This is a genomic window from Sinorhizobium sp. FG01, from assembly GCF_002531875.1.
GTDB lineage: Bacteria > Pseudomonadota > Alphaproteobacteria > Rhizobiales > Rhizobiaceae > Sinorhizobium > Sinorhizobium fredii_C.
This window is the reverse complement of sequence record NZ_NWTB01000011.1, coordinates 26,455-53,180: the sequence shown is the minus strand read 5'-3', so window position 1 is coordinate 53,180 and position 26,726 is coordinate 26,455. Positions and strand designations below refer to the sequence as shown.

28 protein-coding genes and 5 tRNA genes are annotated in these 26,726 nt (G+C 61.4%); 13 read left to right on the top strand and 20 right to left on the bottom strand.

Features of this window, described 5'->3' with window-relative positions:
• Positions 1 to 177: 177 nt before the first annotated feature.
• The 8 genes from CO656_RS19140 to CO656_RS19105 all read right to left on the bottom strand — a co-directional run bounded on the left by CO656_RS19140 (position 178) and on the right by CO656_RS19105 (position 3,333).
• Positions 178 to 360, bottom strand: a complete 183-nt coding sequence (locus CO656_RS19140; protein ID WP_097526753.1) for a hypothetical protein — start codon at positions 358 to 360, stop codon at positions 178 to 180.
• Between the two features lie 184 nt (positions 361 to 544).
• Positions 545 to 1,129, bottom strand: coding sequence for a hypothetical protein (locus CO656_RS19135; RefSeq protein ID WP_097526752.1), 585 nt, complete (start codon positions 1,127 to 1,129; stop codon positions 545 to 547).
• 120 nt (positions 1,130 to 1,249) lie between these two features.
• A complete protein-coding gene (locus CO656_RS19130; protein WP_097526751.1) occupies positions 1,250 to 1,615 on the bottom strand; it encodes a hypothetical protein in 366 nt (121 codons plus the stop codon).
• On the bottom strand, positions 1,612 to 1,965 hold the full coding sequence (locus CO656_RS19125; protein WP_103452569.1) for a hypothetical protein: 354 nt from the start codon (positions 1,963 to 1,965) through the stop codon (positions 1,612 to 1,614). The genes CO656_RS19130 and CO656_RS19125 overlap by 4 nt, the downstream gene beginning before the upstream one ends.
• Before the next feature lie 45 nt (positions 1,966 to 2,010).
• Positions 2,011 to 2,256, bottom strand: coding sequence for a hypothetical protein (locus CO656_RS29780; protein ID WP_103452568.1), 246 nt, complete (start codon positions 2,254 to 2,256; stop codon positions 2,011 to 2,013).
• Positions 2,253 to 2,435 carry a hypothetical protein gene (locus tag CO656_RS19115; RefSeq protein ID WP_097526749.1) on the bottom strand — a complete coding sequence of 61 codons (183 nt, stop codon included), beginning with the start codon at positions 2,433 to 2,435 and terminating at the stop codon, positions 2,253 to 2,255. The genes CO656_RS29780 and CO656_RS19115 overlap by 4 nt, the downstream gene beginning before the upstream one ends.
• A gap of 92 nt (positions 2,436 to 2,527) precedes the next feature.
• Positions 2,528 to 2,806, bottom strand: a complete 279-nt coding sequence (locus tag CO656_RS19110; protein WP_097526748.1) for a hypothetical protein — start codon at positions 2,804 to 2,806, stop codon at positions 2,528 to 2,530.
• Between the two features lie 281 nt (positions 2,807 to 3,087).
• Positions 3,088 to 3,333 carry a helix-turn-helix transcriptional regulator gene (locus CO656_RS19105; protein WP_097526747.1) on the bottom strand — a complete coding sequence of 82 codons (246 nt, stop codon included), beginning with the start codon at positions 3,331 to 3,333 and terminating at the stop codon, positions 3,088 to 3,090.
• A 125-nt stretch (positions 3,334 to 3,458) separates the two neighbouring features.
• Between CO656_RS19105 and CO656_RS19100 the strand changes: the two genes are divergently transcribed.
• Together CO656_RS19100 and CO656_RS19095 are read left to right on the top strand one after the other, a co-directional pair.
• Positions 3,459 to 3,755, top strand: a complete 297-nt coding sequence (locus CO656_RS19100) for a hypothetical protein (RefSeq protein ID WP_097526746.1) — start codon at positions 3,459 to 3,461, stop codon at positions 3,753 to 3,755.
• Positions 3,752 to 4,219, top strand: coding sequence for a hypothetical protein (locus CO656_RS19095; RefSeq protein ID WP_097526745.1), 468 nt, complete (start codon positions 3,752 to 3,754; stop codon positions 4,217 to 4,219). The genes CO656_RS19100 and CO656_RS19095 overlap by 4 nt, the downstream gene beginning before the upstream one ends.
• Positions 4,220 to 4,304: 85 nt before the next feature.
• Here CO656_RS19095 and CO656_RS19090 read toward each other — a convergent pair.
• Positions 4,305 to 4,387 (bottom strand) — tRNA-Leu (locus tag CO656_RS19090).
• Between the two features lie 507 nt (positions 4,388 to 4,894).
• Here CO656_RS19090 and tig point away from each other — a divergent pair.
• Positions 4,895 to 6,370, top strand: a complete 1,476-nt coding sequence (tig, locus tag CO656_RS19085) for a trigger factor (RefSeq protein WP_097526744.1) — start codon at positions 4,895 to 4,897, stop codon at positions 6,368 to 6,370.
• A gap of 103 nt (positions 6,371 to 6,473) precedes the next feature.
• Here tig and sthA read toward each other — a convergent pair whose 3' ends face one another.
• The gene (gene sthA / locus CO656_RS19080; RefSeq protein ID WP_037422849.1) at positions 6,474 to 7,877 is read right to left on the bottom strand and encodes a Si-specific NAD(P)(+) transhydrogenase; all 1,404 of its coding nucleotides are present in this window, start codon (positions 7,875 to 7,877) and stop codon (positions 6,474 to 6,476) included.
• 198 nt (positions 7,878 to 8,075) lie between these two features.
• Between sthA and CO656_RS19075 the strand changes: the two genes are divergently transcribed.
• Entirely contained in the window at positions 8,076 to 9,119 is a 1,044-nt protein-coding gene (locus CO656_RS19075) for a magnesium and cobalt transport protein CorA (RefSeq protein WP_179864801.1), read from the top strand.
• A gap of 13 nt (positions 9,120 to 9,132) precedes the next feature.
• On the opposite strand, the gene radC is transcribed toward CO656_RS19075, so the two are convergent.
• Genes radC through phaC form a run of 4 tightly spaced genes read right to left on the bottom strand, consistent with a single transcriptional unit; the run spans position 9,133 to position 13,369 of the window.
• Positions 9,133 to 9,924 carry a DNA repair protein RadC gene (radC, locus tag CO656_RS19070; protein ID WP_097526742.1) on the bottom strand — a complete coding sequence of 264 codons (792 nt, stop codon included), beginning with the start codon at positions 9,922 to 9,924 and terminating at the stop codon, positions 9,133 to 9,135.
• Positions 9,921 to 10,760, bottom strand: coding sequence for a type I methionyl aminopeptidase (map, locus tag CO656_RS19065; RefSeq protein WP_037422843.1), 840 nt, complete (start codon positions 10,758 to 10,760; stop codon positions 9,921 to 9,923). Before map ends, radC begins: the two co-directional genes overlap by 4 nt.
• A complete protein-coding gene (gene sfsA, locus CO656_RS19060) occupies positions 10,754 to 11,509 on the bottom strand; it encodes a DNA/RNA nuclease SfsA (protein WP_037422841.1) in 756 nt (251 codons plus the stop codon). Before sfsA ends, map begins: the two co-directional genes overlap by 7 nt.
• Positions 11,510 to 11,524: 15 nt before the next feature.
• Positions 11,525 to 13,369 carry a poly(3-hydroxyalkanoate) polymerase subunit PhaC gene (phaC, locus tag CO656_RS19055; RefSeq protein ID WP_037422837.1) on the bottom strand — a complete coding sequence of 615 codons (1,845 nt, stop codon included), beginning with the start codon at positions 13,367 to 13,369 and terminating at the stop codon, positions 11,525 to 11,527.
• A gap of 110 nt (positions 13,370 to 13,479) precedes the next feature.
• On the opposite strand from phaC, the gene CO656_RS19050 reads away from it, so the two are divergent.
• The 4 genes from CO656_RS19050 to recJ all read left to right on the top strand — a co-directional run bounded on the left by CO656_RS19050 (position 13,480) and on the right by recJ (position 18,454).
• Positions 13,480 to 13,785: an SHOCT domain-containing protein gene (locus CO656_RS19050; RefSeq protein ID WP_097526741.1), complete on the top strand. Its 306-nt coding sequence runs from the start codon at positions 13,480 to 13,482 to the stop codon at positions 13,783 to 13,785.
• A gap of 122 nt (positions 13,786 to 13,907) precedes the next feature.
• Positions 13,908 to 15,125: an LL-diaminopimelate aminotransferase gene (locus CO656_RS19045; protein ID WP_012707954.1), complete on the top strand. Its 1,218-nt coding sequence runs from the start codon at positions 13,908 to 13,910 to the stop codon at positions 15,123 to 15,125.
• A gap of 73 nt (positions 15,126 to 15,198) precedes the next feature.
• On the top strand, positions 15,199 to 16,521 hold the full coding sequence (locus CO656_RS19040) for a homoserine dehydrogenase (RefSeq protein WP_097526740.1): 1,323 nt from the start codon (positions 15,199 to 15,201) through the stop codon (positions 16,519 to 16,521).
• A 130-nt stretch (positions 16,522 to 16,651) separates the two neighbouring features.
• On the top strand, positions 16,652 to 18,454 hold the full coding sequence (gene recJ, locus CO656_RS19035; RefSeq protein ID WP_097526876.1) for a single-stranded-DNA-specific exonuclease RecJ: 1,803 nt from the start codon (positions 16,652 to 16,654) through the stop codon (positions 18,452 to 18,454).
• Between the two features lie 80 nt (positions 18,455 to 18,534).
• Here recJ and CO656_RS19030 read toward each other — a convergent pair.
• Both CO656_RS19030 and CO656_RS19025 read right to left on the bottom strand, forming a co-directional pair.
• A tRNA-Glu gene (locus tag CO656_RS19030) sits at positions 18,535 to 18,610 on the bottom strand.
• Positions 18,611 to 18,826: 216 nt separating this feature from the next.
• Positions 18,827 to 18,901: transfer RNA gene (locus tag CO656_RS19025), tRNA-Glu, on the bottom strand.
• A 322-nt stretch (positions 18,902 to 19,223) separates the two neighbouring features.
• Between CO656_RS19025 and CO656_RS19020 the strand changes: the two genes are divergently transcribed.
• The 3 genes from CO656_RS19020 to CO656_RS19010 all read left to right on the top strand — a co-directional run bounded on the left by CO656_RS19020 (position 19,224) and on the right by CO656_RS19010 (position 22,765).
• Positions 19,224 to 21,290, top strand: coding sequence for a hypothetical protein (locus tag CO656_RS19020; RefSeq protein WP_234819524.1), 2,067 nt, complete (start codon positions 19,224 to 19,226; stop codon positions 21,288 to 21,290).
• A 692-nt stretch (positions 21,291 to 21,982) separates the two neighbouring features.
• The gene (locus CO656_RS30850; protein ID WP_234819523.1) at positions 21,983 to 22,243 is read left to right on the top strand and encodes a hypothetical protein; all 261 of its coding nucleotides are present in this window, start codon (positions 21,983 to 21,985) and stop codon (positions 22,241 to 22,243) included.
• A gap of 162 nt (positions 22,244 to 22,405) precedes the next feature.
• Positions 22,406 to 22,765 carry a hypothetical protein gene (locus CO656_RS19010; RefSeq protein WP_037422823.1) on the top strand — a complete coding sequence of 120 codons (360 nt, stop codon included), beginning with the start codon at positions 22,406 to 22,408 and terminating at the stop codon, positions 22,763 to 22,765.
• 143 nt (positions 22,766 to 22,908) lie between these two features.
• On the opposite strand, the gene CO656_RS19005 is transcribed toward CO656_RS19010, so the two are convergent.
• From CO656_RS19005 to CO656_RS18990, 4 genes are all read right to left on the bottom strand, one after another.
• Positions 22,909 to 22,984, bottom strand: a tRNA-Glu gene (locus CO656_RS19005).
• Between the two features lie 173 nt (positions 22,985 to 23,157).
• Positions 23,158 to 23,233: transfer RNA gene (locus CO656_RS19000), tRNA-Glu, on the bottom strand.
• A gap of 96 nt (positions 23,234 to 23,329) precedes the next feature.
• Entirely contained in the window at positions 23,330 to 24,655 is a 1,326-nt protein-coding gene (locus tag CO656_RS18995) for a YcbK family protein (protein ID WP_097526738.1), read from the bottom strand.
• Positions 24,656 to 25,008: 353 nt separating this feature from the next.
• Positions 25,009 to 25,449, bottom strand: a complete 441-nt coding sequence (locus tag CO656_RS18990; protein WP_097526737.1) for a VOC family protein — start codon at positions 25,447 to 25,449, stop codon at positions 25,009 to 25,011.
• Between the two features lie 193 nt (positions 25,450 to 25,642).
• On the opposite strand from CO656_RS18990, the gene CO656_RS18985 reads away from it, so the two are divergent.
• Both CO656_RS18985 and CO656_RS18980 read left to right on the top strand, forming a co-directional pair.
• Positions 25,643 to 26,221 carry a cold-shock protein gene (locus tag CO656_RS18985; RefSeq protein WP_037422815.1) on the top strand — a complete coding sequence of 193 codons (579 nt, stop codon included), beginning with the start codon at positions 25,643 to 25,645 and terminating at the stop codon, positions 26,219 to 26,221.
• Positions 26,221 to 26,706, top strand: a complete 486-nt coding sequence (locus CO656_RS18980; RefSeq protein WP_097526736.1) for a DUF192 domain-containing protein — start codon at positions 26,221 to 26,223, stop codon at positions 26,704 to 26,706. Before CO656_RS18985 ends, CO656_RS18980 begins: the two co-directional genes overlap by 1 nt.
• Positions 26,707 to 26,726 lie beyond the last annotated feature (20 nt).

Here is a 26,726-nt window from a genome sequence, read left to right as displayed (position 1 = left end):
TTGGGCGAAAGCGCATGTATCTCTCTCAGCCAGCGGCGCCCGTGTTAATTGCCGCTAATGGATGCAATATACGCCCTATCCGCGACCTACGATATTAACAATGTTATCCCGGCGGTTTTAAACGGAGGTCGCTATGCCGAACGGCTGGGGGGAGGCGATCCGCTCGGGCCGCGGTCGCTACATTGCTCCACCGGTAACCGGATTTACCTTTGGCTTCTCGCTCGTGTCCTTTGCGCCTGGCGGCTGGACAGTTGGCGGTGCGATCGACTGCTCGTCCGGATGTTTCTTTCGATCCGCGGGCTGGTGAACGTCCTTAGGTTTTCGCTGCTCCGGCTTCGCATTGGTGTCTTTGATGGCCATTTGCCGTTCTCCTTTGGAAGGCAGAACTAGGCAGACGGTGAGCGGGTTCCAATTACCACGACCCTTTCCGGGACTCTAGCGGTGTTCGGCCCCGTTTCCGACTGTCACTCATTCCATCATGTACAATCTTCAACGCCTGGTCGCGTCGGCGTCGATGAGAACGTCAGGATCTCCTCCGGCGAGATTACATCTCAAAGGGATCATTGGCATTTCTTACGCCGGGATTTGCCTGAAAGGGGTCTTTTGGCGCTTTCGGCGGTTGGTTGGCAATGACACCATTAACAGCCTTTTGGCAATTGAGCATCTCGTCCACCGCGCGAGCTGACCCGCTCAATCGAAGGGCCGCCACTTGGCGGCCGTTGAAGGTCGCCCGCATCGCTAGCTTTCGGGTAAATTCGTTGGCGAAGTTGGCCTCAGTCGTAGAAACAACCAAGTAATTGGCACCACTAAGATTTATCGCCCTGGCCGTAGCATTCCACACGGGATTGCGATCAAACTGTATTTGTAGTGGGTAGTCCTTTCCCGGTTCTAGGGACGCCCAATTCTTGTTTCCTAAAGCTAGGTAGATGCTCGTTGTTTCTCGGAGGTCGAAACCCAGGCGTAGGAGGGTGCCATCTTCATAGCCGGTGGTGACGAAACAGCCGTTACCCATGGTCGAATCCATGAGAATGCTCCAGCCATTGATATCTCGCCAAGGAACTGTTTCCTGAGCGCATATCGGCGACGCGACAAGCAGACCACCCAGAAAAAGCGCCGTTGCTCGCTTCATGGCCTTCCCCCTACGGTTGAGAAGTTACGATAGGCCAACTGAAGCAAAAGGCAATCTAGCCGATCGGGCTAACTCGCTCGGCTCTGATCAGCTCGGCAATGAATTGGGTGGTGAAGGTCATCAATGACGAACGGGTTTCAGGGGCAGGGTGAGCTCGGGCCCGTTGCGGACTTCAAATTGCCGCCTAACTTGGCGCGAGGCAGTGCCATCGAATAAGGACCGGGGGAGCGCGACGTTGATTGCCCATCTGCACGGGGCGGTTGGATCAGCACTCAGATCCTGATGTCTAACAGCGCTAAGCGGCAAAATGTACTCTGGCTTGCGAAGGCCTTTGTCCGGGTTTCCTAGCCAGGTTAACACAACGAGGATTTCACCGCTGAGCTCGATCGCGTCAAGCGCGCCAAGCTGGTCGCTGACCATGACGTGTACCGCCTTCTCGTGGAAGGTAAATGCACTCAGCTTCACTTCATCCGAAGAGGTCGTCATTTGGCCCGCGCCTTTCTCGCCGCTTTATTTCGCTGCTTATTTTGATCCAGAATTCGTTGTCGGAGCTGCTCAGTATCGTACTCAGTCCAACGTTTTATCGGGGCGGGCTTGGGCTCATAAGGCGACACGTCATAGCGGACCTTCGGCTTGGGCCTTGCGGCCTCCAATATCGCGTCGATATCGGACGGGAGCATGAACATCGTCTTGCCGATGATGCGGCAGGCGCCGAGCGCCCTGGCTCTCTCTCGCAACGTGCGTTCCGACACGTGAATTCCCACCGCCTGAAGCTTGGCAACTGCTGCAGACGGGGTCATCGCTTCGTCTAACGCGGATTTTCCTTCTACAGACATGGGTACTTGTTCCTGTGGCAGCCGTTCGCCAGGCGGCGCTTGACCTTATGAATTCCTTTGAGCTTCACGAGCACGTTCCCGATCTCTCCACGCCTCCCATTGGGCAAATGATGTGAATTCTTCCGGTTCCAGGTTTTTATCGGAGGAGACCCCGGACGTCGGCGTCGTCGGACTCGGGTTCAGCCGGATCGTATAACCTTCCGCCTCGACTTCCACGGTTATGTTGTTCCGCTTAGCAACAGCAGCCAGGCGATTGAGATCAGCTTGCTTGATCGACGCCCTCTTCGTCATTTGCCCTCGATGCTCTTATTCAGTTCGGCTTCAAGTGCCAGGCGAATGTCATTGATCGGAGACGCCAGCTTTCCGCCGCGGCCCCGAAAACAGCGAATGACTCCCGCGCGTTTCCACTTGTTCAAGATCTGAGCGCTTAGCCACTCGTACCGCTCCAGCAGAACTGCGTGTTCGATCATGTCGTCTATCGTGAAAGGGTCCGTTGGTGGCACGGCAGAAGCTCTCGCTTTGTGGCAAACCGCCCCTCAGTTCCCAACGCCGCTCGGCTGTGTCAAGGTCGTCTAAGCCCGCCGCTGGGTTTATCCAACTCCTTGATTGCCCGGCATAGCGCCCAAGCGAGTTCCTTTGTCATTCTGAGTCGAGCCACGACATCAGCCTTTTTCTGTCCTTCGCCGTCCTGCGTCAGTGCCGCGAACGAAATCCGAACGATGCCCTCCTCATCCGCTAGCTCGGTGAATAGATCGACGTGCAAAGGTGGCGAACCGTTGTCGATGATGACCACCACGTCGTCATGGCCGGGGCCCAAACGTATTTTCCCAACGCTCGCCATTTCCAACCCTCCATTCGATTGAAAGGTCGCTCAATAAGCGATATCGTTTATACGTAAGCGGAGGGAGGTTTGACTCACTTTCCGATATCGAATAATCCTCGCCGCATGGGGCGGCCTCCGTTGAAAGTTAAGCCTATTCTTGTGCGGCTACCGGAGGGCATTCCCGAGCGGATTGACGCGCTTATGGGCAAGAACAAGCGGGCGGAGTTTATCCGCCAAGCGATTGAGGCTGAACTGGCCAAGCGCGAAAAGAATCAAACCAGTGAACCGGGGGAATAGCTTCAGCCGTTCTGCTTCCCTACCAGCCTGACGCCTGGCTGACCGTGATTCAGAAATTCAATCCCTTCCTGCTCTAGGACCCGCTGAACGTTCTGAACGTTCTGAGCTCGCCCGGCTATCTGCCCGGCGCCGGCCGCTTCCATATTGCGGATGGTGTTCACATTCACCCTCGCTTTCTCGGCGACATCCTTCTGCTCTAGTCCCGCTAGAGCCCGAGCCGCCTTGAGCTGATTTCCCGTCGTAAGCATCTGAAATACCTCTCCATACCTGCAAAACTAGTTATCAGAACCAGATAGGTGTTGACAAGGACCAATAGCCCGTTATGGTTACTAGCTATAGTTATCTAGTTCTTAAACCTAACTGGAGGGAATTAATGTATAGCCCAGCCGCCCATCGCGACGCCGAAATCGTCGCCAGCATTCTGCTCGATATCGAGGGCTCTATCTGTGATCTGCGCCTAATGGCGTCGATCGCGAACGAGCTTGCGCATGAGGAGTTGGAGCCAGTCGTCCGCGAAACGGAAGACCACCTGGAGCTCCACATGACTGAGTTACAGCGGGAACGTCTACTGTTCGCTGTTGGAGACGTGGCAGCCCGGGCCAAGAAGCTGAGCGACCTTTTCTATGAAGCGTTCGCGGCCGGCGCCCACAGGAAGGGAACAAGCAAATGATGCAGATAAATAGAAGGGCGATCCTCGGCGCCATCGCCACGGCCGCGGCGCCGATCAAAGTGGGCTCTGCTTCTGTGGCTTCTGCGTCCACGCTGGATGAGCGCATTGCGGCTGCGAAGGAGGAGCTTATCGCGTGCCTCAGTGAGCGTTTTGGCGCCTCTCCTGAGGTTGTCCAGTGCGAACGCTTCATCAGTGTCTTCGTACCGCTGCCGCCAGAGTCAGTGCAATACAGCGTTCCTGGCTTTTATGAGATCGAGGGCAAGCACTCGAACGGCAATCGATGGTGCACCACTCTCTGGCTGGAACGCGTCGACTATAAGACGGTCCCGGGCTTCTACTATCGCGCGGAAAGCCGCTGGAAGGGCCGGCTCGAGAAAATGATCAAGCTGAAGCCGCACCAGATACGAATCGTCCGAAAGCACGACGAGTACGCCGCGGTCCATGGGCCCCCAGAAAAGTTGTGAAAAAGCAAAGGTGGACAGCGGAGTGGATATGCGTGCGGTTGGAAATGCTTAGAGCGTTGTTTTCATTGCCTTTTTCTAAAGGAAATGGTGCCCGGTGAGGGACTCGAACCCCCATGCTCTCGCGCTTGGACCTAAACCAAGTGTGTCTACCAATTCCACCAACCGGGCAACGGAGGTGCTTGCGAAGCCTGTAGAACAATGACGGGCATTTTGGCAAGCCTTGCGTGGAGGCGAGCAGGCGCCGGTGCTGACTTGGCCCCTCATGTCGCGCGGTCGGCACGGCACCGGAAATGCTTGCCATTCGTCTGCCATCGGGTGTATTTGGCGCCCGTGACACACAGCGCAATGTGCCATGACTTGGTGACGCGCCTGTCGAAAGCGACGGGTCGTTGCGGCTAACTGAATGGTTCACTGGCGTCTGGTCGACCGACATCTCCGTGGCGTGGTTTGATCCGGCGCAGCAGGTCGAGACTGAGTCTAGTCTTACCAACTGCACAGGGACAATGTCGCGGCCACATGTCGGTATTCGACGGTAGCGAAGGTGGCAAAGTGCCATTTTGCTTGCAAAACGGTTGCGGAATTGCGTAAAGCCACTCCCGGCAAATGGATCGGCTCACGTGCTCGCCGGAACTTATCTAGGCAACAGCACGGTCAACGTGAAGTGAAGGTTTGAACATGCAGGTTATCGAAACGCTCGCTCAAGGGCTGAAGCGCGAACTCAAGGTCGTTATTCCGGCCGATGAAATGGAAACTCGGATGAACGAGCGTCTGGCCGAGGTGAAGGACCGGGTCCGCATCAACGGCTTCCGCCCCGGCAAGGTGCCGGTTGCGCATCTGAAGAAGGTCTACGGCAAGTCGATCATGGCCGATCTCGTCAACGAGATCGTCCGCGAGAAGCCGACCGAAATCCTGACGAGCCGCGGTGAAAAGTCGGCCACGCAGCCGGAAGTCGCCATGACCGAGGACGAGGCCGAAGCCGACAAGATCCTCAAGGCCGAGGCCGATTTTGAATTCACGCTCGCTTACGAGATCATCCCGGCGATCGAACTCAAGGATTCGAGCGGCATCAAGGTGACCCGCGAAGTCGTCGAGATCGGCGACGACGAGGTCAACGAGCAGATCCTGCGCATTGCCGAAAGCGCCCGCAGCTATGAATCGAAGAAGGGCAAGGCCGCCAACGGCGACCGCGTCACCATCGATTATCTCGGCAAGGTCGACGGCGTCGCCTTTGATGGCGGCAACGACGAGGACGCCGAACTGGTTCTCGGCTCCAACCGCTTCATCCCCGGCTTCGAAGAACAGCTCGTCGGCGTCAAGGCGGGCGACGAGAAGACGATCACCGTCACCTTCCCGGCAGACTATCCGGCTGCCAATCTTGCGGGCAAGGAAGCAACCTTCGACATCACCGTCAAGGATGTCGCCGGTGCCGCGCCGATCGAGATCAATGACGAACTGGCAACGAAGCTCGGCCTCGAATCGGTCGACAAGCTGAAGGAAATCGTGCGCGGCCAGATCGAAGGCCAATACGGCTCGGTTACCCGCCAGAAGGTCAAGCGTCAGCTGCTCGACCAGCTGGACGAGCTCTACCAGTTCGAGACCCCCGAACGCCTCGTCAACGCCGAATTCGACAACATCTGGCGCCAGATCAACACCGACCTCGAGCAGGCCGGCAAGACCTTCGCCGATGAGGACACGACGGAAGAGGAGGCGCGCGCCGAATACCGCAAGCTCGCCGAGCGCCGCGTTCGTCTCGGCCTCGTTCTTTCCGAAATCGGCGAGAAGGCCGGCGTCCAGGTGAGCGACGACGAAATGCAGCGCTCGCTGTTTGAGCAGCTCCGTCAGTTCCCCGGCCAGGAGAAGCAGATCCTCGACTACTTCAAGAACACCCCCGGTGCCGCCGCTTCGCTGCGCGCGCCGCTCTTCGAAGAGAAGGTCGTCGATCACCTGCTTTCGGAAGTCTCGGTAACCGACAAGACGGTTTCCAAGGAAGCCCTGATGGCCGAGGACGAATCCGAAGACAAGCCGGCAAAGAAGGCGCCCGCCAAGAAGAAGGCCGCTGCCAAGGCCGAAGCTGCCGAAGGCGAAGAAGCCGCGGCTCCGAAGAAAAAGGCTCCGGCCAAGAAGAAGGCCGCCGACGAAGGCGCCGAGTAATTAGCATCGTCCAGAATAGTTAAAGGCCGCCTTCGGGCGGCCTTTTCGTTTGCGCCGAGAAAGCCGCCGAAACCGGCGACATGAATTGCAGAGGCGGGGGGACCTACACTGCTTTGATCTCGCCCATGCGGTTCCAGGCGTCGAGCCCGGCAATCTTGTAGGCCTCCGCAAGGGTCGGATAGTTGAAGGTGTTTTCGACGAAATATTCGACCGTGCCCTTCAGGTTCAGAACCGCCTGGCCGATATGCACGAGTTCGGTGGCGCCTTCGCCGATGATATGCACGCCGAGCAGGCGCCGGGTCTTCAGCGAGAAGATCATTTTCAAGAGGCCCGCATCGAGCCCCATGATGTGGCCGCGCGAGGTCTCACGGAACCGTGCAATGCCGCATTCGTAGGGGATGCCGCGTTCCTTCACTTCCTCTTCGGAAAGGCCGCAGGTGGAGATTTCCGGCACTGCATAGATGCCGTAGGGGAAGTATTTCTGCGGCTCTTTGGCGATCGCGCCGACGGCAACGCGCGCTGCGACACGGCCCTGTTCCATGGAGGTCGAGGCGAGACTTGGAAAGCCGACCACGTCGCCTGCCGCATAGATGTTCGGAACCGCGGTCTGGAATGTTTCCGGATTGACCTTCAGGCGCCCGCGGCTGTCCGCCTCGAGACCGGCGGCCGGGAGATTGAGCGCATCGGTCGCTCCCATGCGGCCGGCGGCAAACAGTACCATTTCCGTTGTGATCTTGCGGCCATTGTCGAGGGTAAGCATGACCTTACCATCGTCGAGACGCTCCACCTTCTCGGCTTTCTGGCCGAGATTGAGTTTCATGTTGCGGTCCCGAAGCTGGTAGGTGAAATCTTCGACGATCTCCTTGTCGATGAAGTCGAGCATGGTCGACTTGGGGTCGATCACCGTCACCTGCGTGTCGAGCGCACTGAAGATCGTGGCATATTCGATGCCGACGACGCCGGCGCCGATGACGACGAGAGAACGCGGCAGGTCCTGGATCTCGAGCAACTCGTCGCTGTCGACAACGGTCTTGCCGTCAAAGGGAATATAGTCCGGCCGAAAGGGCTTCGTGCCGACGGCAAGCAGGATGCTGGTACCGGCAACATGCATGCTCTCGCCGTCGTCCTTGACGATTTCGAGCGTCGTCGGATCGACGAAGCTCGCCTTTCCGCGGATGTGATGGACGCGGTTGCGCGCGAATTGATGCTCCAGCACCTCGACTTCGTGGTTGAGCGTGATGATCAGGCGCTGGCGCAGATCCTCGGCGCTGATCTCCTGCTTCACCCGATAGGAGCGGCCGTAGAAGCCGCGCTCGCGCCAGCCGGAGAGGTTGAGCGCCGTCTCGCGCAGCGTCTTGGACGGAATTGTTCCGGTGTGCACCGAGACGCCCCCGACCCGCTTGCCCTGCTCGATGACGAGCACTTTCCTGCCGAGCTTGGCCGCCTGAATTGCGCCTCTGCGTCCGGCCGGACCGCTGCCGACGACGATAAGATCGAACTGGTTCATGAGCGCTTCCCCTGAGCCAAGCGAGAATCGTTTTTGCAACGCGGCAAACTCGCGCGTGAACATCTATATCGTCAATGGCACGCTTTGATGAAGTGGCAATGCCGCAACGATCTGTCCTGGATGCGTCCGATCGCAAATATCGCTATGCTTCGCACATTCGGCGGAGAGGGAGGACGGACAGGCATGGCGCTCGAGTGGATGAATGGTCCAGCTTCACAGACAGCGCAAGGCAATGGCGATGCGCCGGCGCTCGAAGCACCGCCGTGCAATCGGCCGGGGGTCGTGGCCGCCGCCGTCTATCAGAACGGCCGACGCGTTCGAGACATCGAAATCGAAGAGGCCGGAGAGTGGCGAAATCGCGAGAACGTCGTCGTTTGGATCGGCCTGCACGAACCGGACAAGCAATTGCTGCGGCAGGTGCAGAAACAATTTGATCTGCATGATCTGGCGATCGAGGACGCCGGCAAGGCGCACCAGCGGCCGAAGCTGGAAATCTACGGCGATGCGATCTTCGTCGTGGCGCGCACGGCCCATATGGTCGAGGACGAGATCGCCTTCGGGGAGACGCATCTGTTCGTCGGGCGGGGCTACGTCGTTTCCGTTCGTCACGGCGCCTCGACGTCCTATATGGCGGTGCGGCAGCGCTGCGAGTCTTCCCCGGCAGCGCTGGCCCATGGCGAGAACTACATCCTCTATTCGATCCTCGACTTCATCGTCGACAACTACATGCCGGTCGTCGAGACGATTCACGGCGAGGTGGAGGAACTGGAGGACCGCCTGCTGCGCTCGCGGTTGGACAAGACACATATCGAACGGCTCTATCTGATGCGGCGCAATCTGCTCAAGCTGCGCAATGCCGTCGTTCCGCTGGTCGACGTCTGCCGCCGGCACGAGCATCTCGAACTGCCGGGCATGGACGCGGCGATGCAGCCGCTCTTCCGAGACGTCACCGATCATGTTCGCCGCGTCCAGGAGGACATAGACGCGCTTCGCGAGGTGCTGGCCTTCACCTTCGAAGCAAGCCTGATGATCGGCCAGTCCGAGCAGACGGAAATCTCCCGCAAGCTTGCCTCCTGGGCGGCGATCCTGGCGGTTCCGACCGCAATCGCTGGGATCTACGGCATGAACTTCGAGGACATGCCTGAACTCCGGTTCCGCTATGGCTACTTCATCGTACTGGCGGTGATCTTCGGACTCTGCGCGACGCTCTATCGGTTCTTCCGGCGGGCGCGCTGGCTTTAAGCAGCCCCTTGGCCTAAAACAGCCGCAGCCCTTTCATGCTGACATGTCCGTCCTTGCCGATGATCACGTGGTCGTGGACGGTGATGCCGAGCGGCTTTGCCGCCTCGGCGATCAGCTTCGTCATCTCGATATCGGCGCGCGACGGCGTCGGATCGCCGGACGGGTGGTTGTGCACCAGAATCAAGGCGGTCGCGGAAAGCTCCAGCGCGCGCTTGACGACCTCGCGCGGATAGACGGGGGTATGGTCGATCGTCCCCTGCTGCTGCACCTCGTCGGCAATCAGCGTGTTGCGCTTGTCGAGAAAGAGGATGCGGAACTGTTCCTTCGTCTCGTGCGCCATCGCGGCATGACAATAGTCGATCACCCCGCTCCAGGAAGACAGGACCTGCTTGTTGCGCAACTCGCTCTTCAGCGTCCGTTGCGCCGCGGTGGCGATGAGCTTGAGGTCGAGAGCAACGGATTCGCCGACGCCCTTGACCTCCTGCAACAGGTGCTGAGGTGCGCCGAACACGCCGGCGAGCGTGCCGAAGCGGGCGAGGAGGTCCTTGGCGATCGGTTTCGTGTCGCGGCGGGGAATAAGGCGGAACAGAATGAGTTCGAGGATCTCGTAGTCGGCGAGTGCCGAATTGCCCTGTTCGCGGTAGCGTGCCCTCAGACGATCGCGGTGGCCGTGATAATGCGCCTCGGCAGTGCCGCCAAGCGTCGAAATCTTGTCCAATTTCCGCGCCTTCTGCGGCGCGAAAAACTGCCGCTCGTCGGCGGTCTCTTCTTCGTCCGGTTCGGGAAAAGGAGGCGGCTTCGTCACGCGGTCCCCAGTGCGCGGACGCCTGGCATGAAAAGGCCGGCCGGCGAAAGCGTGAACACTTCGCAGCCATTCGCCGTAACACCGACGGTGTGCTCGTACTGCGCCGAAAGCGACCGATCGCGCGTCACGGCGGTCCAGCCGTCGGAGAGCACCTTCACATGCGGCCGGCCGAGATTGATCATCGGCTCGATGGTGAAAATCATGCCCTCCCTAAGTTCCGGCCCTTCGCTGGCATTGCCGTAGTGGAGGATGTTCGGAGCATCGTGGAACAGCCGGCCGACGCCGTGGCCGCAGAAGTCCCTGACGACAGAGCAGCGCTCCGATTCCGCATAGGTCTGGATGGCCTCGCCGATCGCTCCGGTGCGGGCGCCGGGCCGCACCGCCGCTATGCCGCGCATCAGGCATTCATGCGTGACTTCGAGCAGCCGTTCGGCGGCGCGCTTGATCTCTCCGACCGGGTACATTCGACTGGAGTCGCCGTGCCAGCCATCGACGACATAGGTGACATCGATGTTGACGATATCGCCTTCGCGCAGCGGCTTGTCGTTCGGTATCCCATGGCAGACGACGTGGTTGATCGACGTACAGGACGACTTGGTATAGCCGCGATAGTTCAAGGTCGCGGGCAGGGCGCCGTGGTCCAAGCCGAACTCGTAGACGAAACGGTCGATCTCTTCCGTCGTCACGCCCGGCCGCACCCTTGACGCTAATTCATCCAGACAGCGTGCCGTCACCTGACAGGCCTTGCGCATGCCTTCGAATCCGTCCGGGCCGTAGAGACGAATGACGCCCGTATTCTTGTAGGGGGCAGCGCCGGCCTCGATGTAAGTTACCATTCCAAGACTTTCGATGTTTCAGGCGGTTTTCTTAAATCAGCATGGACCGGTTCGTCCACTATCATCGCTCCGGCCGGCACGATCTCGAAGGGCGACACGGAGCATCGGATCGCATAGGCTTCGACGCCGCGTTGAGCCGCCCGTTCGAATGCGCGAGCATAAACCGGATCGAGGTCGCGGCATATCCGCAAGACGCCGCAGTCGTTTCTTTGAACAAGATAGAGCATGATCGCCCGGTGTCCCGCCTCGACCATGTCGCCCAGCTCTTCGAGGTGTTTGGCGCCGCGCTCGGTCGGGCTGTCCGGAAACTCCGCCAGGGCCGCGGCGCGGCTGAAGTGGACATTCTTCACCTCGACATAGGCAAGACCTTTCACCGGATCGCTGAGCAGAATGTCGATTCTTGAATTGCGCCCATATCTCTGCTCGCGGCGGAGCGTTTCATAGGTGTGAAGGTCGCTGACCAATCCGGCAGCGATCGCCTCCTCGGCGAGCCGGTTTGGCAGGCCGGTATTGATGCCCACCAGCGTGCCGTCCGCCTCGACGATCTCCAGCATGTGGCGATATTTGCGCGTCGGAGAGTCGTGCTCAGACAGCCAGATCGCCGATCCCGGCGCCGTCAGCCCGCGCATCGAGCCTGTATTCGGGCAAGAGCCTGTGATCCGCGTGCCGTCGGCAAGATCTGCATCGAAGAGAAAGCGCTTGTAGCGCTGCAAGAGCGTTGCCTGAACGAGCGGACGGGAAAACTTCACGATGCTTTCCACGTCTCAGGCACGTACGCGCACGAAGGATCCCGGCGCCTCTTCGATGGAGTTGAGGGGCCCTCCGGGCTTGCGGGCCGGAACGCGCCGCTTGTCGAGCCGTTCGACCCAGTCCTGCCAGTGCGGCCACCAGGAGCCTGGCGTTTCCTTGGCCTTGTCCATCCACTCTTCGAGATCGCCTTTTGGGGGGCCGCCGGTCCAGAACTGGTATTTGCTCTTGTCCGGCGGGTTGACGACGCCGGCGATGTGGCCCGAGCCGGACAGAACGAAGGTGACCTTGCCGCCGAAGGACGCGCTGCCGAGGAAGACCGACTTCGCCGGCGCGATGTGATCCTCCTTGGTCGCCAGGTTGTAGATCGGGATCTTCACGTCGCCGAGCGATACCTTGCGTCCGGCAAGCTCCATCTCGCCCTTGGCGAGCCTATTCTCGAGATAGCAATTGCGCAGATAGAAGGAGTGGTTGGCGGCGGGCATCCGCGTCGAATCGGAGTTCCAGTAGAGCAGGTCGAAGGGCAGGGGATCCTGGCCCTTGAGATAATTGTTTACGAAATAGGGCCAGATCAGCTCGGAAGCGCGAAGCATGTTGAATGCGGTCGCCATTTTCGAGCCTTCCAGATAGCCGGTCTTGCTCATATTGGCTTCGAGCTGCTCTATCTGTTCGTCGTCGACGAAGACCTTGAGGTCGCCCGCATAGGTGAAATCCACCTGAGTGGTGAAAAGCGTCGCCGAGCGGATCCGGTCGTCGCCTTCGGCGGCATGGAGCGCCAGCGTGGCGGCGAGCAGCGTGCCGCCGACGCAATAGCCGATCGCATTCACCTCGCGCTCGCCGGTTGCCTGTTCGATCGTATCGAGCGCAAAGCCGACGCCTTCGCGCGCATAGGCTCCCCAGTCCTTGCGGGCGTGGCGCTCGTCCGGATTGACCCAGGAGATGACGAAGACCGTATGACCCTGGTCCACCGCCCATTTGATGAAGGACTTCTGAGGGTTGAGATCGAGCACGTAGTATTTGTTGATCCAGGGCGGGCAGATCAGCAGCGGCCGCTTCAGCACCGTTTCGGTACTCGCTTCGTACTGGATGACCTGGCAGATATCGGATTGCGCAATCACCTTGCCGGGGGTGATCGCAATGTTCTCGCCGATGGCGAATTTGCTGGTATCCGTTTGCCTGAGCCGGAGCTCGCCGCGCCCGGCGGCAATGTCCTCGGCGAGCATCTGCATGCCCTTGACGAGATTCGCCCCGCTGGACGCCACCGTCTCTCTATAGAGTTGCGGATTGGTGGTGATGAAATTGCTTGGAGAAAGCGCGCTGGAGATCTGGCGGACATAGAAGGCGGCCTTGTGCCGGGTGTGGTCGTCGAGCCCCTCGGCCTCCTTGACCATGTTCTCCGCCCAGTCGGATGTCACGAAATAGGCCTGGCGAATGAAGTCGAAAAACGGGTTCTTCACCCAGTCCTCGTCGGCAAAACGCTTGTCGTTGCGTTGCAGCTTCTCCGATTCGGCGACATCTTCACCGGCCATCCGGTGCAATGTCCGCGACCAGATGTCGAAGAAGCTCCCCATCAGATGCGTCTGCGCCTCCAGCGTCCGTCGCGGATCGGAGAGCCAGTATTCGGAGACTTTGGAGAGCGTCTTGACCATGTCGGAGACGGGCTCGGCATAGGTGTCTTTTTTCTCGCCGGTCTCCCGCGGCGCCAGCCATGCGGACGCCGCCTTTCCCATCTGTTCGACGGCGCGGGCCAGGTTGATGGCCAGGTTCTGGGGGTCCTTGACGATATAGGGCTCGACCGATTTTGGGTCGAAGCCCACATAGCCGCCCTTGCCCGTGGTGTCCTCGGCCTTGTCTGATGTCACCCGGCGTCCTCCACAGCACGTTGTTTGTTTTGTATTTTTACATTCTGCCCGAAAATGATTACAAGGGCTAGCGCATCGTCGCACCCTAAAAAGCAGAGGTCATCGCCAGCATGCTCGTCGTCGCAAACCAGCGTTCGCTTTCCCGGATTTCCGGGTTGATTCTTGCAGGCATGCTTGCCGGATGCAATTCGACGGCGGATCTCGCCACCTATCCTTCGGTTTATGGGCAGAAGCCTGCCGCCATGCAGCAGATGACCGACGACGAGGCGGTCAACATGCAGGGGCGGCTGACGGCGCTTGCCGCCCAGCGCAGATCCGGCGCCATCTCCGAAGCGGAGTATCAGCGCCGTCTGAAGGAATTGCAGTTGCTGGCCGAACAGCACGGGCCCCAAGCGCTGAAACAGATCGAGAATTAGCACTTGCCTTTCTGGTGATTTGGCCGCAAAGCGTTGAATGGCCGCAATGACGGCCATTCACCCCGCGCATGTTGAGCGATTGCCGACGAGGCCCAAAAACGCGCGCCAAATGAGGTCTGGAGATGGAAGAGTTTCATAAAGTCCGGCGTTTGCCGCCCTATGTTTTCGAACAGGTCAACCGTTTGAAAGCAAGCGCGCGAGCCGCCGGTGCTGACATCATCGACCTCGGCATGGGCAATCCCGACCTTCCAACCCCGCAGTCGATCGTCGACAAGCTTTGCGAGGTGGTGCAGGACCCGCGCACCCATCGCTATTCCTCGTCCAAGGGTATTCCGGGGCTGCGTCGCGCCCAGGCGGCCTATTATGCCCGCCGTTTCGGTGTCAAGCTCAATCCCGAGACCCAGGTCGTCGCGACACTCGGCTCGAAGGAAGGCTTTGCCAACATGGCGCAGGCGATCACCGCGCCGGGCGACGTGGTCCTGTGTCCTAACCCCACCTATCCGATCCACGCTTTCGGCTTCCTGATGGCCGGCGGCGTCATCCGCTCGATCTCGGTGGAGCCGGACGAGAGCTTCTTCCCGCCGCTCGAGCGGGCCGTGAAGCACTCGATCCCGAAGCCTCTGGCGCTGATCCTCAATTATCCGTCCAACCCGACGGCCCAGGTCGCGACGCTCGATTTCTACAAGGACGTCATCGCATTTGCGAAGAAGCACGACATCATCGTGCTGTCGGACCTCGCCTATTCGGAAATCTATTTCGACGACGTGCCGCCGCCCTCAGTTCTGGAAGTGCCGGGCGCGATCGACGTGACGGTCGAATTCACCTCGATGTCGAAGACCTTTTCGATGCCCGGCTGGCGCATGGGCTTCGCCGTCGGCAACGAGCGGCTGATCGCGGCGCTGACGCGGGTCAAGTCCTATCTCGATTACGGCGCCTTCACGCCGATCCAGGTGGCCGCGACGCAGGCGCTGAACGGCGACGGCAGCGACATCGCCGAGGTCCGCAACATCTACAAGCGCCGCCGTGACGTGATGGTCGACAGCTTCGGCAAGGCCGGCTTCGAAGTGCCGCCGCCGCCGGCGACGATGTTTGCCTGGGCGAAGATCCCCGAAAAATTTCGTCATCTCGGCTCGCTTGAGTTTTCCAAACTGCTTGTCGAAAAGGCGGATGTCGCGGTCGCTCCGGGCATCGGCTTCGGCGAGCAGGGCGACGACTATGTGCGGCTGGCGCTCGTCGAAAACGAGCACCGCATCCGCCAGGCGGCGCGCAACATCAAGCGCTTCCTGTCGACGGCGGATGAGACGATGCACAATGTCGTCTCGCTGAATGCACACCGGTAACGGAGAAGCCGGCTTTCGCGCAAAACGGCCCCGCCAGCCCGGCGGGGCGCCTTCTACATGTTAGGAACTTGCTATGGCAGATGCCCTTAAAATCGGCATTGCGGGCTTGGGGACGGTCGGTGCCTCGCTCGTGCGGATTCTCCAGGAACGTCACGAGATGCTGGCAACGACGTGCGGAAGGCCGATCGAGCTTGTCGCCGTGGCGGCAAGGGATCGCACGAAGGACCGCGGCATTGATCTTTCGAAGACCGCCTGGTTCGAGAATGCCGTGGCGCTCGCTTCCGAGGCGGACATCGATGTCTTCGTCGAGTTGATGGGCGGGGCCGGGGATCCGGCCTATTCCTCGGTCAAGGCGGCGCTCGAGCGCGGTATCCATGTGGTTACCGCCAACAAGGCGCTGCTTGCCAAACATGGAATCGAACTCGCCGGCATCGCCGAGGAAAAGGGCGCGCTGCTCAACTACGAGGCAGCGGTCGCCGGCGGCATTCCGGTCATCAAGGCGCTTCGTGAATCGCTCACCGGTAATACCGTCTCGCGCGTCTACGGGATCATGAACGGGACCTGCAACTACATCCTGACCAAGATGGAGAAGGAGGGGCTGACTTTCGACGCCTGCCTGAAGGAAGCGCAGCGTCTTGGCTACGCCGAGACGGATCCGTCCTTCGACATCGAGGGCAACGACACCGCCCATAAGCTCTCTATCCTGACCAGCCTCGCCTTCGGCACCGCAATCGCCGCCGACGACATCTACCTGGAAGGCATCACCAATATTTCGATCGAGGATATCCAGGCGGCCGCCGACCTTGGCTACCGCATCAAGCTGCTGGGCGTGGCGCAGCGCACCGAGAGCGGTATCGAGCAGCGCGTCCATCCGACGATGGTGCCCTACGATTCCGTCATCGCCCAGGTCGACGGGGTGACGAACGCGGTCGCAGTCGAGTCCGACATTCTCGGCGAACTGCTGATGGTCGGCCCAGGCGCCGGCGGCAACGCGACGGCCTCGGCCGTGCTTGGCGACATTGCCGACATCGCCAAGAGCCGCCCGGGCGCCCAACACGTGCCGGCCTTCGGGAGACCTACCACGGCGCTGCTGCCCTACAAGCGCGCCCGGATGCAGAGCCACGAGGGCGGCTACTTCATCCGCCTGAAAGTGGTCGATCGCACCGGCGTCTTCGCCAACATTGCCGGCCATATGGCGGAGAACGACATCTCGCTCGAATCGATCATGCAGCATTCAAAGCATTACGCGGATCCTGCCGAACCGAAGACGATCATTCTGGTGACACATGCGACGCACGAAGCTTCGGTGCGCAAGGCGATCGTCTCGATCAAGAGCGAGGGCTATCTCGTCGGAGAGCCGCAGGTGATCCGCATCGAGCGGCCCAAGGACTGGTGACCCCGCTCTTGCATTAAATCTGTTGAGAAACCGCTCCGGCATGCCTGTTGCGGGCCGGAGCGCCCGGCCTGCCGGTTTTTTCGCCTCGAAATCTTCGTTAGAACGAATGAACTTCGGACGGACAGGCAGCATGGACGAATTGGCGGATCCGATAGAGCGGGCATTTCTCGGCGTCGAACGCTCGGTCAGCGGTCAGCGCTGGGTCTCGCGCCTGGATCAGGCCGGGCAGAACCGGGCGCTGGCAATCAGCCAGGTGCACGGCTATTCGGAGCTGATTGCACGGGTACTGGCCGGCCGCGGCATCGGCTTGGATGATGCGGCACGGTTTCTCGATCCGACGCTCCGCGCGTTGATGCCCGACCCGGACGTGCTTACCGATTGCCGCAAGGCCGCGGAGCGGCTCTCCGGTGCCATTCGCCGGGGCGAGAAGGTCGCGATATTCGGCGATTACGACGTCGACGGTGCGGTATCCTCGGCACTGATGCTGCGGTTCCTGCGCCATTTCGACGTTCCGGCCGAAATCTATATTCCCGATCGCATCTTCGAGGGATACGGGCCGAACCCGCAGGCGATCGAGCAACTGATCGGTAACGGGGCCGGTCTGATCGTTGCTGTCGACTGCGGTTCTACAAGCCATGATTCGCTCGCCGTCGCTGCCGAACGCGGCATCGACGTGGTCGTTATCGATCATCATCAGGTAGGCGCGGTGCTGCCGCCGTGCCACGCGCTCGTCAATCCGAATCGCGAGGACGATTTGTCCGGGCAGGGGCATCTCTGTGCCGCCGGCGTGGTCTATCTGGTGCTCGTCAATACGTTGCGGGTGCTGCGGCTTGAGGGGAATGCGCGTGCCGGCAGCTTTGATCTGCTGTCACTCCTCGACCTGGTTGCGCTCGCCACGGTCTGCGACGTCGTGCCACTCAAGGGGCTGAACCGAGCCTATGTCGTCAAGGGATTGATCGCGGCGCGCCACATGGGCAATAGCGGCCTGGCAGCCCTGCTGCGCAAGGCTGCGATCGGTGGCCCGGTGACGCCCTATCATCTGGGCTTCCTGATCGGCCCGCGCATCAATGCGGGCGGGCGGATCGGCGATGCGGCCCTCGGTAGCCGCCTCCTGACCCTCGACGACGCCACGGCGGCCGAGGTGATCGCCAGCCAGCTCGACGAGCTCAATCGCGAGCGGCAGGCGATGGAGGCAGCAATGCTTGCAGAGGCCGAGGCCGAAGTGCTGGCGGAATACGGTACGGGCGAGGGGGCCTCGGTCATCGTCACCGCCAGGGAAAGCTGGCACCCCGGCATCGTGGGCCTGATAGCGGCGCGCATCAAGGAGAAGTTCCGCCGCCCGGCCTTTGCCATCGCCTTTGACCCGAGCGGCCGCGGCACGGGTTCCGGCCGATCGATCACCGGGTTCGATATGGGCAGACTCGTTCGCGCGGCCGTCGACAATGGCCTCCTCGTCAAAGGGGGTGGGCATGCCATGGCCGCCGGCTTGACGGTCGAGCGCGCCAATCTCGGGCGGCTGCGCCAGTTTTTCGAGGAGCGCGCCGAGAACCCGGTACGGGAACTGGTGGCCGTCGAGACCCTCAAGCTCGATGGTGCACTGGCAGCGGCCGGAGCGACGCTCGATCTCGTCGACCTTCTCGACCAGGCGGGCCCTTACGGCTCGGCCCATCCGCAACCGGTCTTCGCCTTTCCCCAGCACCGTCTGCGCGACAGCCGCCAAGTCGGCGCCAACCACGTCAAGGTCACGCTCGAGGGCCACGACGGCAGCCGCATCGACGGGATCGCCTTCCGGGCAACGGAAACGCCGCTCGGCGATTTCCTGCTCGGCAATCGGGGCTCGACAGTGCACGTCGTTGGTTGCGTTTCGTCGGATCTCTGGCAGGGAACGCGGCGCGTGCAACTGCGTGTGACGGACGCGGCTAAGGCAAGCTGATAACGTTCATCCTCGATAGGATTGCCAAGCCCGACCAACCGGTTGTGCAATTTGTTTAAGGAGATTTCTGAGGATCGTAATGGCACGCCCAACGGGACTCGAACCCGTGTTTCCGCCGTGAAAGGGCGGCGTCCTAGACCGCTAGACGATGGGCGCCTGCTGCAGCGACCTTGTGCCTGCGAAAGACGCGCGGTGCCGTAAGACAAGGCGGCTTATAGAGAGCGCGCCGGATTCTCGCAAGTGAGCAGGAGCCGCAAAGTTCGATTTTTCTTCTGAAAATTGAACATTCAATTGGGCTGGGCCGTCTCAAGCTTTCGACCTATAGCGCAAGCCCCACGGATGTCGGGAAAACTCTTCAATGAAAAGAATATTTGGTACGCCCAACGGGACTCGAACCCGTGTTACCGCCGTGAGAGGGCGGCGTCCTGACCGCTAGACGATGGGCGCCTGAGACGAAGCGTCAGCAACATACTATGAAAAGGACGAAATGGGGAAGAGGAGGAAGAGCGCGCGAACGATATTGCCGCTCGCCTTGCTTTGAGGAGCTTTCTTGGTGAGCGGCTGCCCCTGTTCGCCATCTCGTGAAGGCTCGCCCGGGGGCATGGGACACTCTTCACTGGCGAGGAGCGAAGCAAGGCAGTATCATGGCAAGTCGCCCGGCGGGGACACAGCTATGGCAACGCTCAGCTTCAAACCTTTCTGTCTCGTTCTACTCCTTGGATTTCCCACAGGAGCGCAATCAGCAACGGCCGATGGACCTGCCCAGGACATGGTCGAACTGCGTGCGTCTGGCCCTGCGGATGCGCCGATCAACCAGATACCCCCGTTGACCGCGGGTGAACGCGCAAGGAACGCCGCACCGGAGAAAATACTCCTCGCGGAGGAGGAGGCAGTCGATACGCCCAAAAACGGCACGCAACTGGCTGGTGGCAAGCTGGAGGAAATTCTCCGCCGCGCTTTGGCGGCGGCGAAAAGGGACCTCGAGGCGATGCGCCGTGTCGCCGAGAAGCAGCGCCAGAGAGCCGACACACTCGAGCGTGATCTGACGATGATGCTTGAAGTCGCCGAAGAGTTGGAGGCCAAGGCCGCTGGAGCAACGCGGTCAAAAGCTGCCGCACTCAGGGCGCGGGACGCAGCGGAAGCGTTGCTGGTTGATGCGAGACGGGCACTCGCTGAGGCGCAGCGAAAACAGGAAGCCTACGAGCGCGATCTTACGCAGGCCCGTCCGTCGGCCGCCGTCCCGGAGGCTGGCGGCAGTTTGGCAGCCGCAGAGAAGGCTGCCGCCGCGCAGGCCCGCCAGAATGCCGAGGCTGCGGCGAGGCGGGCGGGTAAAGAGCTCGCATCGGAACGTGAGAAGGCACGGTCGCTCGCTCGGGAGCTCGACGCTGTTCGCCAGGAACGCGACGCCGCGATACTCGCAGCGAAACAGCGGGCGAAGGAGAATGAGCGCGATCTTGCGCAGGCCCGTCAGTCCGCCGCGGCCCAGGAAGCTGGCGTCAGTTTGGCAGCGGCGGAGAAGGCTGCCGCCGTGCAGGCCCGCCAGGTCGCTGAAGACGCGGCAAGGCGGGCGGTTGAAGAGCTGACGTTGCAACGCGAGAAGGCACGGTCGCTCGCTCGGGAGCTCGACGGCCTTCGCCAGGAACTCGACGCCGCAACACTCGCAGCGAAACAGCGGGCGGAGGAGGGTGAGCGCGATCTTGCGCAGGCCCGCCAGTCGGCTGCGACCCAGGAGGCTGGCGTCAGGTTGGTAGCGGCGGAGAAGGCTGCCGCCGTGCGGGCCCGCCAGATTGCCGAAAATGCGGCAAGGCAGACTGGCGAAGAGCTTGCATTGGAACGTGAGAAGGCACGGTCACTCGCTCGGCAGCTCGACAGCCTTCGCCGGGAACGCGACGCCGCGATACTTGCAGCGAAACAGCGGGCGACGGAGAATGAGCGCGATCTTGCGCAGGCCCGTCAGTCAGCCGCGAGCGAGGAGGCTGGCGCCAGTCTTGCAGCGGCAGAAAGGGCTGCCGCCGTGCAGGCCCGCCAGATTGCCGAGGCTGCGACGAGGCGGATTAGCGAAGAGCTCGCATCGGAACATGAGAGGGCACGTGCGCTCGCTCGGCAGCTCGACAGCCTTCGCCAGGAACGCGACGTCGCGATACTCGCAGCGAAACAGCGGTCGACGGAGAATGAGCGCGATCTTGCGCAGGCCAGTCAGTCGGCCGCGAGCGAGGAGGCTGGCGCCAGTCTTGCAGCGGCAGAAAGGGCGGCCGCCGTGCAGGCCCGCCAGGTTGCCGAGGCTGCGACGAGGCGGATTAGCGAACAGCTCGCATCGGAACGTGAGAAGGCACGTGCGCTCGCTCGGGAGCTCGAGGCTGTTCGCCAGGATCGCGACGCCGCAATACTCGCAGCGAAACAGCGGGCGGAGGAGGATGAGCGCGAACTCACCAAAGCCAGCCAATCGTCCGCTGCCCCGGAATTGGACGCCAACTCGGCAGCGGCGGAGAAGGCGGCCATCGTGCTGGCGCGCCAAGTGGCGGAGACCGCGGCAAGTCGGGCTGCCAACCAGCTCGCATTGGAGCGCAAGAAGGCACGGTCGCTCGCTCGCGAGCTCGACTCCGTCCGCGAGGAACGCGACGCGACAAAGAAGCAATTGAACCGGATCTTGGCGGCACAACGGCGTGGGTCGGAGGAAGTGCGCGATCGGGGCACCGGCCGCGAGCGTGCGGCGGAGCCGATGGAAAATGGCGCCCGCAAGAACCGTAATTCGCGCCGCGAGGTGGTGATCCAGCCTATGCCGGAGGCGCTGCCCGATGCGCTCCTCCCCAGACGTCTGGTGCCCGGCCTTTGGTAAGGAGCGAGGATTGATATGCGAAGATGAGGACGTTGGCGATGCGCACTCATACGTCTGCCACATTCCTTGTTGCCTTTGCGCTGGCGCTGGCGCCGGCTCTTGAGTTTGGCGAGGTTGGAAAATTCCGCAGTGTCGGGGTCATCGCCGCCCCGGGTGGCACGGGTGGCGGCTCGTCAAAAACCAGCACTGCTGGCGGGACAAACGCCGGAGCGTCGGCCGGCGCAAAAGCGGGAAAAAGCAGTGGCGCTGCAAGCAATCAAGGGACATCGGTGGGAAGTGGTGTGGCGAGTGGCGGGAGTGGCGGCTCGCCAGGGACGAGTGCCGGAGGCGGAGCGAAGGCCGGAGCCTCGGCCGGCGTAAAGGCTGGGAAAAACAGTGGGACCAGCGGCAATGTCGGCCATAAGAGTGGCGGCAAACTGACGGGTGCCGGCAGACGAGCCGCGGTGCCGAAAGGCAAGGGAGCGCCTCCTGCTTCGAGCGGTGCTTTGGCTGGTCCGGTCGTAGGCGCTGGAACTCCAAAGAAGAGCAGCACGCCAAACAGTGTCCGTGCACGAGCGATTGCTGGCATTGCTCCCGCGACGGGCGCGTCGCCATCCGTCGGACTGCCTTCTGCCCTTTGGCCCGTAAAGATTCGGCTCGACGAGCGCGGCGAATACGAGCAAGGTATTTTTGGCAATCCCGTGACGGACCCAATGATAACGGGAGCGATTTCGGATGGGGCGGGCGGCGTGGTTCGTGCCTGCCTCCAGGCGATCACCTCGGCTGCGCTGCCGCTTGGCGCCGTGCGTATACGCGCGGCCAGCGCCGGCCCTCTCGTCCGCCAACGCGACGGCGCGCTCATGGCTCCAATTACTGTGCGGATTGAATATGCGGCAGGGGGCCTCGTCGAGGTCCGTCAGGCGCGCGTCAGATGCCATCTCGACTCGAACGGCTTGGTCGTTGCCGTGACCTAAGCGTAGCGGAGCCAGGTGGGCGCCGTCGTGCTTAGCTGCGCATTGCGTGTCGAGGCCGTGAATGGCGTTGGGCCTCCCTCCACCATCAAAAGGCGTACTGCGGTTTTGACAGCCAGACAGGCTAGAATGCCTGGTCGGCGTACCAGGAAAAGGACCACAGCCATGCACATGATCAGAATGCTCGGCGCCGCCGTGCTTTTTCTCGCCGGTCCAGCCTTCGCGGCCGACTTGCTGCCAGAACCGGTGTCGCCGGTCAGCCACGGCGTTTCGCCGGCCGATCAGCCGACCGTCGACCGCTGCAACGAGGCAATCGCCCAGTGGGCCGCGCCGTACAATCCGGCTGCCATCGACACAAGTCTGACCGAGCCTGTGCGCGCAGGCGCTGCCGGCGAGCGGATAGCCACGCTCGACGTCAAGATCGACTACGAGCGCGAGGGCGCCATCGAGCCGCGCTCGGCGACCATCGCCTGCACGGTGGCGTCGGACGGAGAGGTCAGCGTCGCTGTCGTCAAACAGGGATAGGCGAAAGAAAGCCGAGGCGACGTGCGTCTGCGGCTCGCCTGCCGTCGGCGTAGGTTCAGAGGCGGCGCAGTGGCCGATAGCTTCCCCGCTCTTTGAGGAGAGGCTGCGGGAGTTTCTGCATCTAAACTGAAATATTTAGAAAATGGCACGCCCAACGGGACTCGAACCCGTGTTTCCGCCGTGAAAGGGCGGCGTCCTAGACCGCTAGACGATGGGCGCCCAAGACAGGGCGGCTTATAAAAGGCGCTTGGGATTCCTGCAAGTCGTCTGAAACAATATTTTTTATTCTCTGCCGAGATTGAAAAGCATCGGTGCAGAGGATTGTCACACACAAACACAGATGCGTGACAAATGAAAATGTCAAAGTATCCGCAAGTATTGGAGAAGAAGAATGGCACGCCCAACGGGAATCGAACCCGTGTTTCCGCCGTGAAAGGGCGGCGTCCTAGACCGCTAGACGATGGGCGCCCAAGACGAAGTGGCTTATAGAGAGCACTTCGGATTCCCGCAAGCGGCAAATCTCACTTTTTCTCAGAAAATTTACATCGCGGTCGCAGCCATTCCTCAGCCGTTACGACGGCGGCAGCGCCAATTCCAATCGCGCTGCCGGCCGATGTCGATATGCACGGATTCGGTGTGGCAATAGGTGCCGACGCCGCCGCGGCCGGGCAGGCTTCTGAGATATTCGGCGAGATCCCACTTGCTGACGCCTTTGACCTGGATGTCAGCCGCTTCGCAACGCGTGTGAAGCGATTGGCGTTTCCGGTTGACCTTGATTGGCCGAAGCCCCGACGTGACCATCACCTTTTGACCGTAATGCCGCTCGACGCTCTTCAGCATCTGGAGAAGCGCCGGCTTGAAGCAGCCGGTTTCAACGCTCTCCGTCTGCAGGATGAGGCCGCTTGGCGCCAGACGGGCGAGACCGGAGAGATTGGCAACCTCGATCGGCGCGTCGTCCTCTTCACCCGCATGGTCGGCATGGTCCCTGTTGAACAGCGGATTGAGCTTGACGCCGGGAAGCGCGGTATAGGCGAGCGATGCGACCTGAGGTTCAGCCGCGTTCGCGGCAGTGATCGTCCGCTTCTCGGTGCCGCCGGCGTTGCCCTCAGCGGCCATCCGCAGCTTCGGCTTGCGTTTGGCGGCAAAGAGACTTGCGAGCGTCCAGCTCTTGCCCGTGCGCTGCTGGTCCTTCCCGTCGTCCTCGGGGGAGGTGGGCTGAGTGGCGGCCGCCACGGGCGGCGTCACCTGTCCGGTGGATGCGACTTCAACCGTCTGCAGGGGGGCGGATGCTTGCCCGCCACGCGCCGCCTGCGCACTCGTGGGCAAGGGGATCGCGGCACGAAGATCTGCCGCGCCGGCAGTGCTTTCTGCGAATGTCTGCGCCTTGGCCGGAACTGCGTTGCTCGCGCCTTCCTGGTCCGGCAAGACAGGCGGCGTCGCCGGCTGAGCGCCGCTGAAAAGGCTGTTGCTCGTGGCGTTCACGCCTGGTTGGGCTGCGGCGCCGGCTGACGATCCGGACGGTTCGGTGGCGCTTGCAGGCACGGTCGCGGTGACGGGCGGTTGCCCGTAAATGCTCGACGCGGTGGCATTGAGGCCGGTGCTTTGCATCGTCAGGCCTGGCTGCAGGGCTGCATCCGCCTGGGCGGCCGGATCATCTGATTGCTCTTGAGCGCCGGCACCGGATGCGGCGGCCTGGCCATCTGAAACCCCGTCTTCCACGTTCGGCGTCGCCGCGCCCGCTGGAGTTGCAGCCTGCAGCGATTCGACCGGATTTGCGCCCTCGCTCTCGGCAACCGCCGAGACGCAGCCGGCGAGCGTCAGGATTGACACGGAAAACGCCGCGGCGCGCCCGATCGACAGGAGCGTGCGTTTCGAATTCAGCTGTTGCAACGTCTTATCCCCGCTCTCCGTGCACGTCTCGGTTGCCCGCGATCATGCGCAAGTCTCGGTTCCGAGAACTTGCCCGGAACAGATAACTTTTCTCTCGCGGCGAGAAGCGATCCCGCCACGGGAAGGTCAGGCCAAGTAAGGGTGCCGCAAATGATTGCGGGCATAACCCCGTTTCAACTATGACGCGGAAATTAGTGGATACCGCGCAATTTGTAAACTGGCGCTAACCTTCCGCCTTAACGAACCTATGCAAAAGCCCGGCGCGTTGGCCGGGCCTCGATCGTCAGTCGACGCTGTTGATCTTCGCATTCGGTCTTGCGTCAAGACCTTGGGCGCTGAGTATTGTGCGAGGCTTACCAGGTTCCGGTATTGGCCATGGAGGCCCAGGGTTCCTCGGCGGAGAGGCGTTCTCCCTTCTGCAAAATCTCGATCGAAATGCCGTCGGGCGAGCGGACGAAGGCCATGTGACCGTCGCGGGGCGGTCGGTTGATCGTCACGCCATTGTCCATCAGGTGCTTGCAAAAGGCGTAGATGTCATCGACCTCATAGGCGAGGTGACCAAAGTTGCGTCCGCCGGTATAGTCTTCGGTGTCCCAGTTGTAGGTTAGTTCCAGGCAGGGCGACGCCTCTGCCTTGGCGCGGTCGAGGTCGCCGGGTGCGGCGAGGAAGACGAGGGTGAAGCGGCCTTTCTCGTTCTCGTATCGGCGAATTTCCTGGAGTCCGAACAATGTGCAGTAGAAATGGAGAGCCTTGTCGAGGTCCCTTACGCGAACCATCGTGTGCAGATAGCGCATTGGATTGTCCCTGTTTTGCAGAAGATGGCGTATACTTAAGGGAGAGCAAGCCAGAGGCAAGCCTGCGGCCCCATAAATGACCTCGGCCAATTTATGTCGAGGGACTTGCGCATGCGCAGCGGGACGATGTTATTCTGGTCCATAAGAATCAGTTAACCGTATCGAGAGTTGCGCGTAACGAGGGGCTGGGAGAATGGCGGACAGAACATCTTCAAAAGGCGTCATCGAGAATGACGACCTTGGCAATGACGCTCTTGATCTCATCGAGATCACCGGCGTCATCAAGTGGTTCGACGTCGCCAAGGGTTTCGGCTTCATCGTTCCCGACAACGGCATGCAGGATGTTTTGCTGCACGTTACCTGCCTAAGGCGCGACGGCTACCAGACGGTGCTCGAGGGCGCTCGGGTCGTGGCGCTCGTGCAAAAGCGCGAGCGCGGTTACCAGGCCTTCCGTATTCTCTCCATGGATCAGTCGACCGCGGTTCACCCTTCGCAGCTTCCGCCGGTGCGCACCCATGTCCAGGTCACGCCGACGAGCGGGCTCGAACGGGTTCTGGTGAAGTGGTTCAACCGCACCAAGGGTTTCGGCTTCCTGACGCGCGGCGAGGGCACCGAGGATATCTTCGTTCATATGGAAACGCTGCGCCGGTTCGGATTGACGGAACTGCGCCCCGGCCAGGTGGTGCTGTGCCGCTTCGGTGACGGCGAGAAGGGCCTGATGGCTGCGGAGATCCATCCGGACGGTCCCACGCCGAGCAATCGGTCGCATTGATGCGCACGCTTCGCGACTTTCTTGCGAGAAGCGCCATTGCGGCGCTTTTTTTGTTGTCGCTGTTCGTCGCGTCGCACGCCGCGGATCTCACCTTCGAGAAGGACAGAATCCGGCTTCTCACCACTGGCGGGAGGGCCCATGACCTGACCGTCGAACTGGCGATCGACCCGGAGCAGCGCGAACAGGGCCTAATGCACCGCCGCCAGCTGGCGCCGGACCACGGCATGCTGTTCGATTTCGGCGAGACGCGGCGGGTGATGATGTGGATGCGGAATACCTATCTGCCGCTCGACATGCTCTTCATCGGCGCGGACGGCACCGTAGCAACCATTCATGAGAACGCGGTCCCGCTGTCCGAAGCGATCATCGATTCGCAAGAACCGGTCGCCTTCGTGCTGGAGCTCAACGCCGGAACGGTGAAACGCCTCGGAATAAGGCCCGGCGACCGGATCACGGGCGCACGCATCCCGGCCGCCGCGCGCTAAGCGCGTCGCCTTCGCGGGTA